Source organism: Rothia kristinae NBRC 15354 (assembly GCF_001570865.1).
Classification (GTDB): Bacteria; Actinomycetota; Actinomycetes; order Actinomycetales; family Micrococcaceae; genus Rothia; species Rothia kristinae.
Genome location: NZ_BCSM01000003.1, coordinates 60,071 through 75,301, shown reverse-complemented (window position 1 = coordinate 75,301; position 15,231 = coordinate 60,071). Strand labels below are relative to the sequence as shown.

Here is a 15,231-nt window from a genome sequence, read left to right as displayed (position 1 = left end):
ACGACCTACAGCATCGCCTGCGGCCAGGTGTAGGCCATGACCCCGCCGTCCACGGTGAGGGTCTGACCGGTGATGAAGGAGGCGTCCGAGGAGCCCAGGAATGCCACGGCCGCGCCGATCTCCGAGGGGTCGCCCAGGCGACGCAGCGGCGTCACCCGCGTCTGATCCTCGCGGAACTTCCGGCCCTCGGCCTCGTCCTCGGAGCCGGCCAGCTTGTCGATCAGCGGGGTCTCGATGGTCCCGGGGCACACGGCGTTGGCGCGGATGCCCTGCTCGCCGTAGTCCACGGCGGTGGCGCGGGTGAAGTTCACGACGCCGCCCTTGGCTGCGTTGTACCCGGAGCGGTCGAAGTCCGCGGCCAGCCCGGAGAAGGAGGCCATGTTCACGATCGCCGGGTCCTCGGCGTCGAACATCAGGGGCACCAGGTGCTTGGTCATCAGGAAGGTGCCCTTCAGATCCACCGCGATGATCCGATCGAACAGCTCGGTGGGGTACTCGTGCACCTTGCCGCCGCGCGAATCCACCCCGGCGTTGTTCACCAGCACGTGCACCGGCCCGTCCTCCCCGAGGGTCCGGGCCAGTTCCTGGACCGCGGCCTCATCTGCCACGTCCACCAGGTGCAGGCCCACCTGGGCCTGCGGGCTCTGCCCGTGCACGGCGGCCTGGGTGCCGGTGAGCCCCTCCCGGTCGATGTCCACCAGCTCCAGGCGGGCGCCCTCGGCGGCCAGGCGCTGGGCGATGGCCCGCCCCAGGCCGGTCGCGGCACCGGTGATCACGGCTCGACGGTTCTCATAGCGCTGCATGCGTCCTCCTTCGGCACCGGCGCAGGACGCGCCCCGGCTCGACGTCCTCTGTGCGGGGCCCGGCGCGGCGCCGGGCTCATCCCTTCCACAGTAGGCACGGGGTCGCGGAGCGCCCCAGGGGCGGGCGCGGATTTCCTGCGGAGGGCGAAACACCCTGTGACACAATGACGGACGTGACCGCACCAGCTCCGACCCTCCAGACCACCCCCACGACGAGGCTCAGCCTGCCCCCGTTGCAGCTGGGCCAGCTCACCGTGGACGTGCCCGTGGTGCTGGCGCCCATGGCTGGGGTCACCAACCGGGCCTTCCGTCGGCTGTGCCGGGACTACGGCGGCGGACTGTACGTGACCGAGATGGTCACCGCCCGCGCCCTGGTGGAGCGACGCCCCGAGTCCCTGCGCATCATCGAGCACGACGACGACGAGGAGATCCGCTCCATCCAGATCTACGGAGTGGACGCCGTCAACGTCGGCAAGGCCGTGCGGATGGTCGCGGAGGAGGATCGGGCCGATCACATCGACCTGAACTTCGGCTGCCCCGTCCCCAAGGTCACGAAGAACGGCGGCGGCTCCGCCCTGCCGTGGAAGCGGGACCTCTTCGAGGCGATCGTGACCACTGCCGTGCGGGAGGCCTCCCGGGCGCAGATCCCGGTGACCGTGAAGATGCGCAAGGGCATCGACGAGGACCACCTGACCTTCCTGGACGCCGCTAAGACCGCCCGGGACGCCGGGGTCGCCGCGATCGCCCTGCACGGGCGCACCGCGGCCCAGCACTACTCCGGTCAGGCGGACTGGGACGCGATCGCCGAGCTGCGCGAGGCCATCCCGGACGTGCCCGTGCTGGGCAACGGGGACATCTTCTCCGCCGAGGACGCGGCCCGGATGGTCGAGCAGACCGGGGTGGACGGCGTCGTCGTCGGGCGCGGCTGCCAGGGCCGCCCCTGGCTGTTCGGGGACCTGCAGAACGCCTTCGAGGGCAGCCCGGAGCGCTTCCGCCCCGGCGTCGCGGAGGTCGCGGACATCATCCACCGGCACGCGCAGCTGCTCGTGGAGACCTTCGGGGACGAGCAGCGCGGGATGCGCGAGATCCGCAAGCACGTGGCCTGGTACTTCCACGGCTACCCGGTGGGCGGGCAGCTGCGCGCCCAGATGGCGCAGGTGGCGACCCTGGAGCAGTTCCGCGAGCTGCTGGACCAGCTGGACTTGTCCCTGCCCTATCCGGGGGCGGCCGTGGAGGGTCCGCGGGGCCGGGCCGGCTCCCCGAAGAAGCCCCACCTTCCTGACGGCTGGCTGGATTCCCGGATCCTGGGCGACGCCGAGCGCCTGGGCCTGGCCGACGCCGAACTCGACATCTCCGGAGGGTGAGCATGGCTGATCCGCACCTCGTGCGCCCGGAAACCCCCGGGTACACCGCCGACGACGCCCGGCGGTGGGTTCCGGAGGAGCACCGCAGTCTGTACCGCAGCGACTTCGAACGGGACCGGGCGCGCGTGCTGCACTCCTCGGCCCTGCGCCGCCTGGGCTTCAAGACCCAGGTGGTCTCCCCGAACTCGGATGACTTCGTGCGCACCCGGCTGACCCACTCCCTCGAAGTCGCGCAGGTGGGCCGGGAGGTGGGCCGGATGATCGGGTGCGACCCCGACGTCGTGGACGCGGCCTGCCTGTCCCACGACCTCGGGCACCCGCCCTTCGGGCACAACGGGGAGGCGGCCCTGGACGCGATCGCCGAGGACGCCGGCGGCTTCGAGGGCAATGCCCAGACCCTGCGTCTGCTCACCCGCCTGGAACCCAAGGTCATCGGACCGGACGGCGTCTCGGCCGGACTGAACCTGACCCGCGCCAGCCTGGACGCCGCCTGCAAGTACCCCTGGACCCGGGCGGAGGCCCCCGTGAAGAAGGGCGCCCGGTCCCGCAAATTCGGGGTCTACGAGGATGACCTGCCGGTGTTCGCGTGGCTGCGCGAGGGCGCCCCGGCGGGGACCAAGTGCCTCGAGGCGCAGGTCATGGACCTGGCCGATGACATCTCCTACTCGGTGCACGACGTCGAGGACGCCGTGTTCGCCGGTCACGTGCAGCTGGGCTGGATGTCCCGGCCGGCCGAGCGGGAGCGGGTGATCCTGTGGACCCGCCGCTGGTACACCCCGGACCGGGACCCGGAGGAGCTGGACGCGGCGCTGCGGCGGCTGGAGGCCCTGCCCGAGTGGCTGCCGGACATGATCGGCACCCGGGCGTCGATGGCGGCCCTGAAGGCCCTGACCAGCCGGCTGATCGGCCGGTTCAGCGGAGCGGCGCTGGCGGCGACCCGCGCCGAGTTCGGCGACGGGCGCCTGACCCGCTACGCCGCGCAGATCCGGGTGCCGCGGGAGACGGAGAACGAGATCGCCGTGATGAAGGGCATCGCCACCGCCTACGTCATGGCCGTGCGGGACCAGGAGCCGCTGTATGAGAACCAGCGGGAGATCCTCACCGTGCTGGTGGAGGCCCTGCTGGAGACCGACGGGCTCTTCCTGGATCCGGTGTTCGCCGCGGACTGGCGGGAGCTGGGCCCGACCGACGACGCCGCCCGGCTGCGCCTGGCCGTGGACCAGGTGGCCTCCCTGACGGATTCCTCCGCGGTGCGCCTGCACGATCGGATCACCGGGCTGTCCTGGCGGATCGGGGACAAGCCGCTCTGGTGAGACCGGCGGGGATGTGCCTCGATTCGGCCGACTGTGGAATTCGGGAGGGACTCGGGGACCCGGCGGCTAGGATGCGACCGTGGCTGGTTTGATTCGACGCGAAGACATCGACGAGGTCCGCTCGCGCACGGACATCCGGGAGATCGTCGAGGGCTACGTGACGCTGAAGTCCGCCGGCATCGGCTCCTACAAGGGGCTGTGCCCCTTCCACGACGAGCGCACCCCCTCCTTCCACGTCCGCCCGCAGATGGGCACCTACCACTGCTTCGGCTGCGGGGAGTCCGGGGACGTCATCGCCTTCCTCATGGCCATGGACCACACCGGCTTCACCGAGACCGTGGAGCGGCTGGCCGCCCGCGTGGGCTACGAGCTGCACTACGAGAACGGGCGCGGCCCTGACCGGGAGGAGAAGGGCCGGCGGCAGCGGCTGGTGGACGCGCACAAGATCGCCCAGGAGTTCTTCGAGCGCCAGCTCTACACCCGCGAGGCCGCCGCCGCCCAGCGCTTCCTCGGCGGGCGCGGATTCGACGGCGCCGCGGCGAAGCGCTTCGGCGTCGGCTATGCCCCGCAGGGCTGGTCCCACCTGCTCAAGCACCTGCGGGACCACGGCTTCACCGAGGAGGAGCTGAAGGCCACGGGCATGTTCTCCGAGGGTCGGCGGGGACTGTACGACCGGTTCCGGGGGCGCCTGATCTGGCCCATCCGCACCATCACGGGGGAGACCATCGGCTTCGGGGCGCGGAAGCTGTTCGAGGAGGACCAGGGGCCGAAGTACCTGAACACCCCGGAGACCGCCCTGTACAAGAAGTCCCAGGTGCTCTACGGCATCGATCTGGCCAAGCGGAAGATCGCCCAGGGGCAGCAGGTGGTCGTCGTCGAGGGGTATACGGACGTGATGGCCGCGCACCTGGCCGGGGTGGAGACGGCCGTGGCCACCTGCGGCACGGCCTTCGGCGCGGGGCACATCAAGATCGTGCGGCGCCTGCTGGGCGATGACGGCTCCGGGGGAGAGGTGATCTTCACCTTCGACGGCGACGAGGCCGGGCAGAAGGCCGCGCTGCACGCCTTCCAGGAGGATCAGCGCTTCACCGCCCAGACCTACGTGTGCGTGGCCCCGGACGGGATGGACCCGTGCGATCTGCGTCTGGCCCGCGGGGACCGGGCCGTGCGGGACCTGCTGGAGACCAAGCGGCCCCTGTTCGAGTTCGCGATCCGGGTGACCCTGGAGGACTACGACCTGGAGACCCTGGAGGGGCGGGTGCGGGCCATGCGCGCCGTCGTGCCGATGATCGCGACGATCCGGGATCCTGCCCTGCGTCCGGCCTACGCGCGGCGTGTGGCCGGGTGGATCGGGATGGAGCCGGTGGAGGTGGAGCGGGCCGTCGACGCCGCCGCCCGCGCCCCCGGTGAGCCCGCTCCACAGCAGCAGAGCGGCGCCCAGCCGGAGGAGCAGGATGCCCACCGGGAGGAGACGCGGCGCTTCGAGGTCCCGGATCTGCGGGATCCGGCGGCGCGGATGGAGCGGGAGGCCCTGGAGGTTCTGGTCCAGCAGCCGGACCTGGTGGCGGATTCCCAGTGGGAGGTGCTGGCTCGCACCCGGGTGCGCTACGCCCTGCACCACGAGGTGCTGCGGGCCGTGCTGGCCGCGGCGGGCGAGGCCAGCCGGGCGCCCGGGGCCGCGTGGGTCAACGCGATCCGCGCCCATGCGGATCCGGAGGCCCACGGGCTCATCGCCCAGCTCTCCGTCGCGCAGATCCCGGCCGCGACCCCGGAACAGCTGACCCGCTACGCGGCCGGGATCCTCAACCGGCTGCTCATCCAGGAGCTCGTGGCCCGCAAGGCGGATAAGCTCGCGGAGCTGAACCGGCTGGACGCCGCCCGGGACCGGGAGCGGTGGCAGGCCGTGCAGCGGGACCTGCTGGAGCTGGAGTCCCGACGCCGTCAGCTGGCCGGAACCTGAGGCGGGTCGTCCGGTTCGGGGCAGACGTCGGGCGTGCTCAGTGTCACCGCGGGCCGGTTTTGCGCGCTCGCGCGGCGGCCGGTAGAGTACCGTGTTGTTGCCAGCGGCGCGAGCCGCTGCGGCCACGGTCCCCCGTAGCTCAATTGGCAGAGCATTCGACTGTTAATCGAAGGGTTACTGGTTCGAGTCCAGTCGGGGGAGCCAGTCTGGAGGCCTCCTCCCCGGAAGGGGAGGGGGCCGTTTCTGCGTCCCGTCCGGGTTACCCTGGGGGTGTGATGCGCACCTCGCCCATTCCGGACGGGGAGGAGTCGGATCGTGGAGATCCATGATCCATGGGGCTGGGGCGATGGGCCTGTACTTCGCGGTTCGGCTGCAGCAGGCCGGGCATCGGGTGCGCCTGGTGGCCCGCACGGGGTGGGCGGATGCTCCCCGGGTGCGGATCGCGACGGAGGACGCCGAGGAGACGGTGGAGCTGGTGCCCGTGGCGGATGTGCAGCGGGCCCTGTGGAAGAAGCTGGCGCTGATCGCCTCCTACGGCGGGGTCGGGGCGGTGACGGGGCTGACGGTGGGGCAGACCCGTGCGGATGAGGGCACCCGGTCCCTGGTGTGGGAGGCGATCGAGGAGGTGCGGACGGTGGCTCGGGCCCATGGGGTGGAGTTCACCGAGGAGGATGCTGCTGAGGTCTTCGCGGTGTACGCCGATGGCTTCGCGGCGGGGACGACGTCGTCGATGCAGCGGGATCTTGCGGCTGGGCGTCCGTCGGAGCTGGAGGATCAGACCGGTACTGTGGTGGCCCGGGCCGGGCAGGTGGGTGTGGCTGTCCCGATGCGCGGGTTCATCTATCGGACGCAGTCGGCCCGTGAGGCGATCGCTCGGGCCGAGGCATGAACCGGCAGGTGATCGGGAGGAAATGGGGCGCGACGAAAGCGGGGTGAACCCCGGCCGGGGGCTCCTCCCCGAGGCCGTCGATGCAGATCCGTGATGGTACGTTGGGAGCTGAACCATCACGTCGTCACAAGGGAGTACTGATGTCTCACGAACCCGGTGCGCCGGAGACCCGCACCACCGCTGAGCCCCGGTCCTACCGGGGCGGTTTCGCGTCGCTGAAGAACGGCGCCCGCCAGGTCGTGGGCATCTCCAGGGTCGCCTCCCGGCTCGGCCCCAAGCAGGTCAAGGACGAGCTGAAGATCGCCACGATGGAGATGAAGGAGAAGGGCGCCAAGCTGGGCGTCGGCGCCGCCTTCGTCGCCGTCGGCCTCGTCTTCGCGCTGTTCGCCGTCATCGTGCTGCTCGTGGCTGCCGTGGCCGGGCTGGCCAAGGTCATGGAGGCCTGGCTGGCCGCCCTGCTGCTCGGCGTGCTCTTCCTCATTCTGCTCGCGATCTTCGTGCTGGTCGGGATCTCCAAGATCAAGAAGCAGCTGCCGCTGAAGCCGGAGTCGGCGATCTTCGGCCTGCTCTACGACCTCGGCGTGGCTAAGGAAGGCTCCGCCTACACCTCCTCCCGCGTGCGCCGCGAGCTGCGCGAGAAGCAGGAGGAGAAGGAAGCCGAGAAGAAGGAGAAGAAGCGCCGCGAGGATGCCGGCGAGGTGCCCGAGGAGCCCACCCCCACCCGCGAGCAGGTGGAGCAGCGGACCAAGGCCCGCCGCGACCACCTCAAGACCCTGCGCGACGACTTTTCCAGCCAGACCGAGCGGGTCAGCTCCACCGCCCGCGGCCTGGTCGGCAAGACCACCGCGGACGCCAAGGCCGTCCCGAACCGGGCCCGCGACGTCGCCGAGGGCCTCGCGGACAACGCCATGGACCCGGAGGCCGCCAAGCAGCGCTGGGCCCCGCTGTCCGCGCTGGCTGTCTCCCTCGGGGCGTTCGTGCTCTTCCTGGGGCGCCTGCTCAAGCGCCGCTGAGCACCCCGCCGCAACCGACCGCCGATGCCTCCCCACCCGCCCGGGTGGGGAGGCATCGGCGCTTCATGGGCGGGACGGGCGCGGGTAGACTGGGGCGTCGATGCGTCCGAGCCCGGCGCACGCCCCGCGACGAGAGGTGCAGCCCCACCGATGCCCGAGAAGCCCCTGCGCATCCTGATCGGCGCGGACACCTACCCGCCGGACATCAACGGCGCCGCCCAGTTCGGCCACCGCCTGGCCATGGGCATGCGGGACCGCGGGCACGAGGTCCACGTCGTCGCCGCCCGCACCGGGGCCGGCCCCTCCTACACCATCGACATCGACGGCATCACCGAGCACCGCCTGCGCAGCCACCACCCGCCCACACACCCGTACTACCGGCTGTGCTTCCCGTGGGAGATGCAGCACCGGGTCGGGCGGATCCTGGACGAGGTGAGGCCCGACGTCGTGCACATCCAATGCCACTACGTCGTCGGTCGCATGCTCGCCTGGGCCGCCCAGCGCCGCGGCATCCGGCTGGTGGCCACCAACCACTTCATGCCGGAGAACCTCAATCCCTTCCTGCCCTTCCCCGACTGGTTCCTGCGCGGCTTCGCCAAGCTGTCCTGGAAGGACATGGAGCACGTGCTCGGGCGCGCCGAGGTCATCACCACCCCGACGCCGATCGGCGCCCGGTCCATGCACGAGCACGGCTTCGCCAAGCCGATCCTGCCCGTGTCCAACGGCATCGACTCCGCGGCCTACGAACTCCGCCCGGGGGAGCGCGTGGAGGAGCCGGCGCACCCGACCATCCTGTTCACCGGGCGCCTGGCGGTGGAGAAGAACGTGGACGTGCTCATCCGCGCCCTGGCCCGGCTCCCGAAGGAGCTGGACGCGCGCCTGCGCCTGGCCGGCACCGGGGAGGTGGAGCCGGCCCTGCGCGAGGTCGCCCGCGCCGAGGGCGTGGCCGATCGCGTGGAGTTCCTCGGGTACGTCTCCGACGAGCAGCTGCGCCGCGAATACCTGAGCGCCACCGTGTTCTGCCAGCCGGGCACCGCGGAGCTGCAGTCCCTGGTGACCCTGGAGGCGCTGTCCGCCTCCCGACCCGTGGTCTTAGCCGATGCCCTGGCCCTGCCGCACCTGGTGCGCCAGGGGGTCAACGGCTACCTGTTCACCCCGCAGGACCCGGAGGACCTCGCCGCGAAGCTGCGCCTGGTCCTGGAGGCCACCCCGCAGGAGCGGGCCGCGATGGGCCGGGCCGGTCGCGAGCTGGTGCGCCAGCACGATGTGCACCGCACCTGGGACCTGTTCGAGGCCCTGTACCGCGGTGAGCACCCCCTGCCCGAGACCGCGCCCGACGTCGCCGGCTGAACCGTACCTCTGGGCCTCCCCGTGCTTCGGGCGGGCCTGCGGTACAGTGGTGCACCGATCCGCCCCCGGCGCGCCGCGGTGCGTCGGGAGTGATCGCGGGGGGTTAGCTCAGCTGGTCAGAGCAGAGGACTCATAATCCTTGGGTCGCGGGTTCAAGCCCCGCACCCCCTACTAGTTCACATGGTGCCTTCGTGCTGAGATGCGCGGTTCGTGCTGAGATGCGTCACGACGGGGCGCATCTCAGCACGAACGCGGTATCTCAGCACAGAACCCGCGTCTCAGCGAGGGCTCGCACGCCCCTGCCCGGTGCCCGCGCGCTCCGGCCGGTCACTTCAGGTGCTCCGGGACCGGCAGCAGCACCGAAGGGCGCAGATCCCCGACGAACAGCAGGGGATTGACGTACTCCTCGCCTTCACGCACGCCCCAGTGCAGGCAGGTCCCGCACGGCTCGTGCACTGCCTGCTCATCGCGCACCGCTATCCGCTGCCCGGCCGAGACGCGCGTGCCGCGGGGCAGCTGCTGAGCCACCGGCTCCATGCTGATCCGGCGCCCATCCGCGGTGGTCACCGTGATCACGCCCCGATCCACGACCGTCCCGGAGAAGCTCACGGTCCCGGCCGCGGGGGAGCGGACCTCCTGGCCCGGGGCGGCCGCCAGATCCACCCCGCGGTGCCCGGACAGCCACCGCTGCGCCGGGGGCCGATACGCCCCGACCACGGCCGGGCGCGGGGACAGCGGCCACTCCCAGCGCGGCCGGTCGGTCCCGGCCAGGGCTGCCGGAGCCGCGCCCCCGGGCAGTCCCACCAGCAGCAGGAGCGAGACGACCAGCACCGCGACCGCGCGCGGCCGGGGTGCGGGATGTGATGACGGCGGGACCGGGGCGCGGGACGCGATGGGGGCTCTCATGGGTCCCATTCCAGCCCCAGACCTCGGGTGCGCGGGCCGGGCCTCCGCGCTCCGGCGGGGCCGCTGGGGAGAACCCGCCGGGATCGGGGCGCCCATCCACGGTCCCAGGGCGTGCAGAGACCCGGCACCCCGGTCCGCGGCCCCAGCGTCCACCATCCCGGGCGCCGCATTCGGAGGGTCTCGGCCCCCGCGCGTCGGTGGGGTACACTGAGGGGCAGCAGTGGGCGCAGTGCGCCCGCTGACTTCGCGTGGGCGATGCGCATCAGGGACCACCACCCCAGCAGGTGGCACCCGTCCCGATGCGGGCGCGGCTCTCGGTTCCGCACGCGGGCACCTGACGGTGACCGCTCGGCACGGGCCGCGCGGATACCCCTCCGTCCCCGAAAGGGGATGCGGGACGGGATCCCATCGACCGCCAGGAGCACCGACGAGCCGCCCCGCCGCAGGGGGCCGGTGAGCGGTGCCGCACAGAAACCGAAACCCACGAGAACGCGACGCTCCGCGCCGGTGCGCGGCCGGCGTCGTGATGAAGGAGAGCGACATGCCCGTCGTGACCATGCGCCAGCTGCTCGATTCCGGTGTCCACTTCGGCCACCAGACCCGCCGCTGGAACCCCAAGATGAAGCGCTACATCTTCACCGAGCGCAACGGCATCTACATCATCGACCTCCAGCAGTCCCTGGAGTTCATCGACCGCGCCTACGAGGCCGTCAAGGCCACCGTCGCCCACGGCGGGACCGTCCTGTTCGTCGGCACCAAGAAGCAGGCGCAGGCCACCATCGCGGAGCAGGCCACCCGCGTGAACATGCCCTACGTCAACCACCGCTGGCTCGGCGGCATGCTCACCAACTTCTCCACCGTCTCCAAGCGCATCGAGCGCATGAAGGAGCTGGAGCAGGTGGACTTCGACGACGTCGCCGCCTCCCAGTACACCAAGAAGGAGCTGCTGCTCCTGCGCCGCGAGTTCGAGAAGCTCGAGAAGACCCTCGGCGGCATCCGCAACCTCACCAAGGCCCCGTCCCTGCTGTGGGTCGTGGACACCAACAAGGAGCACCTCGCGGTGGACGAGGCCCAGAAGCTGGGCATCCCGGTCGTGGCCATCCTGGACACCAACTGCGATCCGGACGAGGTCGCCTTCCCGATCCCGGGCAACGACGACGCCATCCGCTCCGTGAACCTGCTGACCCGCGTCGTCGCCGACGCCGTGGCCGCGGGCCTGCTGGAGCGCAACTCCAAGAAGTCCGGCTCCGAGGAGACCGCCGAGGAGCCCATGGCCGAGTGGGAGAAGGAGCTGCTGGAGCAGCACCAGCAGATGGAGGCCCAGGCCGAGGCCGGCGCGATCGTCGACGAGTCCGAGGCCCTGGCCGCCAAGAAGGACGAGCAGGCCGCCGAGGCCGAGGCCGCCGAGCACGAGGTCTCCGGCCAGTAGCACCCGGACGGCGCCCCACCGGGGTGCCGACCGACCGCATCGGGGCGCCGTCGGAATCCGGCCCCGCCCGAGCCCGATGGCCCCCGGTGCGCCACCGACACCTACGCCGCAGAACACGACTCTTTACGAAGGAGCACACATGGCGAACTACACCGCAGCCGACATCAAGGCCCTGCGCGAGCGCACCGGCGCCGGGATGCTCGACGTCAAGAAGGCCCTGGACGAGGCCGACGGCGACCAGCAGAAGGCGATGGAGATCATCCGCGTCAAGGGCCTCAAGGGCGTCACCAAGCGCGAGGGCCGCGCCACCGCCGAGGGCCTGGTCGCCGCCCGCGTCCAGGACGGCGTGGGCTACCTCGTCGAGGTCAACTCCGAGACCGACTTCGTCGCCAAGTCCGCCCCGTTCATCGACTTCGGCAACTCCGTGCTGGAGGCGGCCGTCGCCAACGACGTGGACAACCTCGAGGACCTGCTGAAGGCCGAGTCCAACGGCAAGACCGTCGAGGAGCAGGTCACCGAAGCCGGCGCCCTGCTGGGCGAGAAGGTCATCGTGCGCCGCGTGGCCCGCCTGAAGGGCGCGCACGTGTCCCAGTACCTGCACAAGACCTCCAAGGACCTGCCCGCCCAGGTGGGCGTGCTGCTGGCCGTGGAGGGCGAGAACGTCGAGGAGATCGCCCACGACGTCGCCGTGCACATCGCCGCGATGTCCCCGAAGTTCCTGGACGAGACCTCCATCCCGGAGAACGAGGTGGCCGACGAGCGCCGCGTCGCCGAGGAGACCGCCAAGGCCGAGGGCAAGCCGGAGCGGATCATCCCGCAGATCGTCGAGGGCCGCCTGAAGGGCTTCTTCAAGGAGAACACCCTGCTGGACCAGGACTTCGCCAAGGACTCCAAGAAGTCCGTGCGTCAGGTCCTGGAGGAGGCCGGGGCCAAGGCCACCGGCTTCGTGCGCTTCCGCGTCGGGAACTGACCTCCCCGCGCACCGCGCACACCGCACCCGGGGCATAGCCCCGGGGTCTGATCGAGGAGCGTCCGCCGTCACACGGCGGGCGCTCCTCGCGCGTGGACTGCGTATGCTGGTGCCCGGACCAGACCGCCCCCGGGGTCCGCGAGCCCGCCGCGGGCATCCCCGCCGCACCGCGCCGCCCGGGACCCACCACCGCGCCGTCCGCGCGCCAGGAGGATACAAGACCATGCCCGACGAGACTCCCCGCCTCGCCCCCACCCGCCGCCGCGTCCTGCTCAAGCTGTCCGGGGAGGTCTTCGGCGGCGGCCGGGTCGGCATCGACACCGGCGTGGTGCGGCGCATCGCCGAGCAGATCGCCTCCACGGTGGGCCAGGCGGAGACCGCGATCGTCGTCGGCGGCGGCAACTTCTTCCGCGGTGCGGAGCTGTCCGTGGCCGGCATGGACCGCTCCCGCGCGGACTACATGGGCATGCTCGGCACCGTGATGAATTCCCTGGCCCTGCAGGACTTCCTGGAGCAGGCCGGGGTGGAGACCCGCGTGCAGTCCGCGATCCAGATGGCGCAGGTCGCGGAGAACTACATCCCCCGCCGGGCCATCCGCCACCTGGAGAAGGACCGCGTGGTGATCTTCGGCGCCGGGGCCGGCCTGCCGTACTTCTCCACGGACACCGTGGCCGCCCAGCGCGCCCTGGAGGTCCACGCCGACGAGGTGCTGGTGGCCAAGAACGGGGTGGACGGGGTCTACACCGCCGATCCCAAGACCAACCCGGACGCGAAGCGCCTGCGCCACCTGACCTACGACGAGGCCCTGCAGCGGGACATCCGCGTGATGGACCAGACCGCCTTCAGCCTGTGCCGGGACAACGACGTCACGATGCGCGTGTTCGGCATGGAGGGGGAGGGCAACGTCGCCAGCGCGATCCTCGGCGAGCAGATCGGCACCCTGGTCACCGCCTGACACCCCACCGGCCTGTGTCCGGCCGCGACCCGCCCCGGCCCGTTCGGAGGCGGGCCGGTAAGCTGGAGGCCGGAGCACCCGCACCCACCCCCGAATCCAGGAGAGACCCCCGTGATCGAAGATTCCCTGACCGAAGCCCGCACCAAGATGGGCAAGGCCGTGGACGCCGCCAAGGAGGACTTCGCGGCGGTGCGCACCGGCCGCGCCAACCCCTCCCTGTTCTCCTCCCTCCTGGTGGACTACTACGGCGCCCCCACCCCGCTGCAGCAGCTGGCCTCCTTCCAGAACCCCGAGGCCCGCACCCTGCTGATCACCCCGTACGACAAGTCCGCGCTGAACGAGATCGAGAAGGCCCTGCGCAACTCGGACCTGGGCGCGAACCCCGCCAACGACGGCAACGTGATCCGCGTGGTCATGCCGGAGCTGACCGAGGAGCGCCGCCGCGAGTACGTCAAGATGGTCTCCGGCAAGGCCGAGGAGGCCCGCGTGTCCGTGCGCAACATCCGCCGCCACGCCAAGACCGAGATCGAGAAGCTCGTCAAGGATGGCGAGGCCGGCGAGGACGAGGGCACCCGCGCGGAGAAGGACCTCGAGGCCGTGACCAAGAAGCACATCGAGCAGATCGACGAGCTGCTCAAGCGCAAGGAAGCCGAGCTGCTCGCCGTCTGATGTCCGCCCAGCCCACCCCGCCGTCCACCCCCACCCAGCCGACGCCGAAGCGCACGCCGCGCGCCGGACGCGACCTGCCGGCCGCGATCGGCGTCGGCGTGGTCCTCGGCGCGCTGGTGGTGATCGGCATGTTCTTCGTGCCGCCGGTGATCGTCGCGGTCGCCGCGGCCGGAGCCGGGGTCGGCACCTGGGAGGTCACCCGGGCGCTGAACCTGCGCCCGGGGCTGCAGGTGCCGCTGGCCCCGGCGGTCGTGACCGGGGCCCTGTTCCCCGTCGCCGCGTATCTGGGCGGGGGAGAAGCGCTGCTCTACTCGGTGCTCGCGGCCGTGATCGTGGTGGTGCTGTGGCGGATGGCCGGCCCCCGGGAGGGGATGCTGCCCTCCATCATGGCCGCCGTGTTCACGATGTCCTGGGTGCCGTTCATGCTGGCGCTGGCCGTGGTCCTGTTCCGCGGGGAGGACGGCCCGGCGCGGGTGTTCACGATCGTCGTGATGGCGATCGGCAACGACACCTGGGGCTACCTGGCCGGCGTCCTGTGGGGTAAGCACCCCATGGCCCCGCGGATCAGCCCGAAGAAGACCTGGGAGGGCTTCGCGGGCTCCATGGTCGGCTCGGTGGCCGTGGGCATCCTCTGCGCGGTCCTGCTGCTGCACGACCCCTGGTGGCACGGTGCCGTGCTGGCGGTGCTGCTGGTCATCGCCTCCACCGTGGGGGACCTCTCCGAATCCATGGTCAAGCGGGAGGTCGGCATCAAGGACATGAGCCACATCCTGCCCGGGCACGGCGGGGTCATGGACCGGCTGGACTCCATCGTGTTCGCCGTGGCCATCGGCTACGTCGTGTTCGCGGCTCTCAGCTGAGCCGGCTCCTCGATCCTCGCGCCGTCCCCCACGAAGCGAAAGGCCCACCCATGACCCCCACCACCGACCCCCACGCCTCGCAGCAGCGCCCCGAACAGGAGCCCGAGGACCGGGTGGTCTCCGGCTCGCGGGAGCTGGGGGTGCTGCGCCGGGTGCCGGCCTCCGCGCGGGGCTACGACGTGCTGCGGGTGCGGGACTTCCTGGCCCGGGCGCAGGCATCCCTGGAGACCCTGCGGGAGGGCGGGTCCTACCCGGAGCTGAGCTCCGCGGAGGTCCGCGAGATCGTCTTCCCCGCCCAGGATGGCGGCTACGACGCCGAGACCGTGGACGCCCTGATGGACGAGGTCGAGGACGAGCTGGCCGCGGCCGAGCGCGCCCGGCTGGATGCGGTGCGCGGACCGGACGCGGTGCGGCAGCGGGCCGAGCCCCTGGCGGATCTGATCATGGGCCGCCTGAACCGCCCGGACGGGCGCCGCTTCCGTCGCCCGGCCCGACGCCGCGACATCGGCTACCTCGCCGCGGATGCGGACGCCCTGTGCGCGCAGCTGGCCGAGCACCTGCGGGTCAGCGAGCACCCCCACCCGGGGGCGGTGCGCACCGCGGCCTTCCGCGAGGGCACCGGGACCCGGGCCTACGACGAGGCCCAGGTGGACGCCTTCCTGGAGCGGGTGCAGGAGCTGATCCAGCTCATCCGCTGATCCCCGAACGGAGCGGAGCCGAAACCGGAGTGAAAGTGCCCTGAGTCACGAT

The 15,231-nt window shown here is 71.5% G+C and carries 14 protein-coding genes and 2 tRNA genes; 14 read left to right on the top strand and 2 right to left on the bottom strand.

Annotation, left to right across the window (positions count from 1 at the left end; all coding sequences use genetic code 11):
- Nucleotides 1–5: 5 nt before the first annotated feature.
- Nucleotides 6–803: a glucose 1-dehydrogenase gene (locus tag KKR01S_RS02790; protein ID WP_061225253.1), complete on the bottom strand. Its 798-nt coding sequence runs from the start codon at nt 801–803 to the stop codon at nt 6–8.
- A gap of 164 nt (nt 804–967) precedes the next feature.
- Between KKR01S_RS02790 and dusB the strand changes: the two genes are divergently transcribed.
- The 8 genes from dusB (at nt 968) to KKR01S_RS02750 (ending at nt 8,863) form a co-directional block, all read left to right on the top strand.
- Nucleotides 968–2,167, top strand: coding sequence for a tRNA dihydrouridine synthase DusB (gene dusB, locus KKR01S_RS02785; protein WP_055684392.1), 1,200 nt, complete (start codon nt 968–970; stop codon nt 2,165–2,167).
- Nucleotides 2,168–2,169: 2 nt separating this feature from the next.
- Entirely contained in the window at nt 2,170–3,480 is a 1,311-nt protein-coding gene (locus tag KKR01S_RS02780) for a deoxyguanosinetriphosphate triphosphohydrolase (RefSeq protein WP_058730350.1), read from the top strand.
- A gap of 79 nt (nt 3,481–3,559) precedes the next feature.
- A complete protein-coding gene (gene dnaG / locus KKR01S_RS02775) occupies nt 3,560–5,440 on the top strand; it encodes a DNA primase (protein ID WP_061225252.1) in 1,881 nt (626 codons plus the stop codon).
- 128 nt (nt 5,441–5,568) lie between these two features.
- Nucleotides 5,569–5,644: transfer RNA gene (locus tag KKR01S_RS02770), tRNA-Asn, on the top strand.
- 121 nt (nt 5,645–5,765) lie between these two features.
- A complete protein-coding gene (locus tag KKR01S_RS02765) occupies nt 5,766–6,329 on the top strand; it encodes a ketopantoate reductase family protein (protein WP_055684395.1) in 564 nt (187 codons plus the stop codon).
- A 140-nt stretch (nt 6,330–6,469) separates the two neighbouring features.
- Nucleotides 6,470–7,342: a phage holin family protein gene (locus tag KKR01S_RS02760; protein ID WP_055684396.1), complete on the top strand. Its 873-nt coding sequence runs from the start codon at nt 6,470–6,472 to the stop codon at nt 7,340–7,342.
- Nucleotides 7,343–7,492: 150 nt separating this feature from the next.
- Nucleotides 7,493–8,692 carry a glycosyltransferase gene (locus KKR01S_RS02755; RefSeq protein ID WP_061225251.1) on the top strand — a complete coding sequence of 400 codons (1,200 nt, stop codon included), beginning with the start codon at nt 7,493–7,495 and terminating at the stop codon, nt 8,690–8,692.
- A 97-nt stretch (nt 8,693–8,789) separates the two neighbouring features.
- Nucleotides 8,790–8,863: transfer RNA gene (locus KKR01S_RS02750), tRNA-Met, on the top strand.
- Nucleotides 8,864–9,019: 156 nt separating this feature from the next.
- Here the strand turns inward: KKR01S_RS02750 and KKR01S_RS02745 are convergent.
- A complete protein-coding gene (locus tag KKR01S_RS02745; protein WP_081046279.1) occupies nt 9,020–9,598 on the bottom strand; it encodes a M23 family metallopeptidase in 579 nt (192 codons plus the stop codon).
- Nucleotides 9,599–10,139: 541 nt separating this feature from the next.
- Between KKR01S_RS02745 and rpsB the strand changes: the two genes are divergently transcribed.
- The 6 genes from rpsB to KKR01S_RS02715 all read left to right on the top strand — a co-directional run bounded on the left by rpsB (nt 10,140) and on the right by KKR01S_RS02715 (nt 15,179).
- Nucleotides 10,140–11,027 (top strand): 30S ribosomal protein S2, encoded by an 888-nt coding sequence (rpsB, locus tag KKR01S_RS02740; RefSeq protein ID WP_061225250.1) that lies wholly within the window; start codon nt 10,140–10,142, stop codon nt 11,025–11,027.
- A 139-nt stretch (nt 11,028–11,166) separates the two neighbouring features.
- The gene (gene tsf, locus KKR01S_RS02735; RefSeq protein ID WP_058731225.1) at nt 11,167–11,997 is read left to right on the top strand and encodes a translation elongation factor Ts; all 831 of its coding nucleotides are present in this window, start codon (nt 11,167–11,169) and stop codon (nt 11,995–11,997) included.
- 223 nt (nt 11,998–12,220) lie between these two features.
- A complete protein-coding gene (gene pyrH, locus KKR01S_RS02730; RefSeq protein WP_055684400.1) occupies nt 12,221–12,952 on the top strand; it encodes a UMP kinase in 732 nt (243 codons plus the stop codon).
- A gap of 111 nt (nt 12,953–13,063) precedes the next feature.
- Nucleotides 13,064–13,621 (top strand): ribosome recycling factor, encoded by a 558-nt coding sequence (gene frr, locus KKR01S_RS02725; protein ID WP_058731838.1) that lies wholly within the window; start codon nt 13,064–13,066, stop codon nt 13,619–13,621.
- Nucleotides 13,621–14,481, top strand: a complete 861-nt coding sequence (locus tag KKR01S_RS02720; protein ID WP_061225249.1) for a phosphatidate cytidylyltransferase — start codon at nt 13,621–13,623, stop codon at nt 14,479–14,481. The genes frr and KKR01S_RS02720 overlap by 1 nt, the downstream gene beginning before the upstream one ends.
- A 50-nt stretch (nt 14,482–14,531) precedes the next feature.
- A complete protein-coding gene (locus KKR01S_RS02715) occupies nt 14,532–15,179 on the top strand; it encodes a DivIVA domain-containing protein (RefSeq protein ID WP_061225248.1) in 648 nt (215 codons plus the stop codon).
- Nucleotides 15,180–15,231 lie beyond the last annotated feature (52 nt).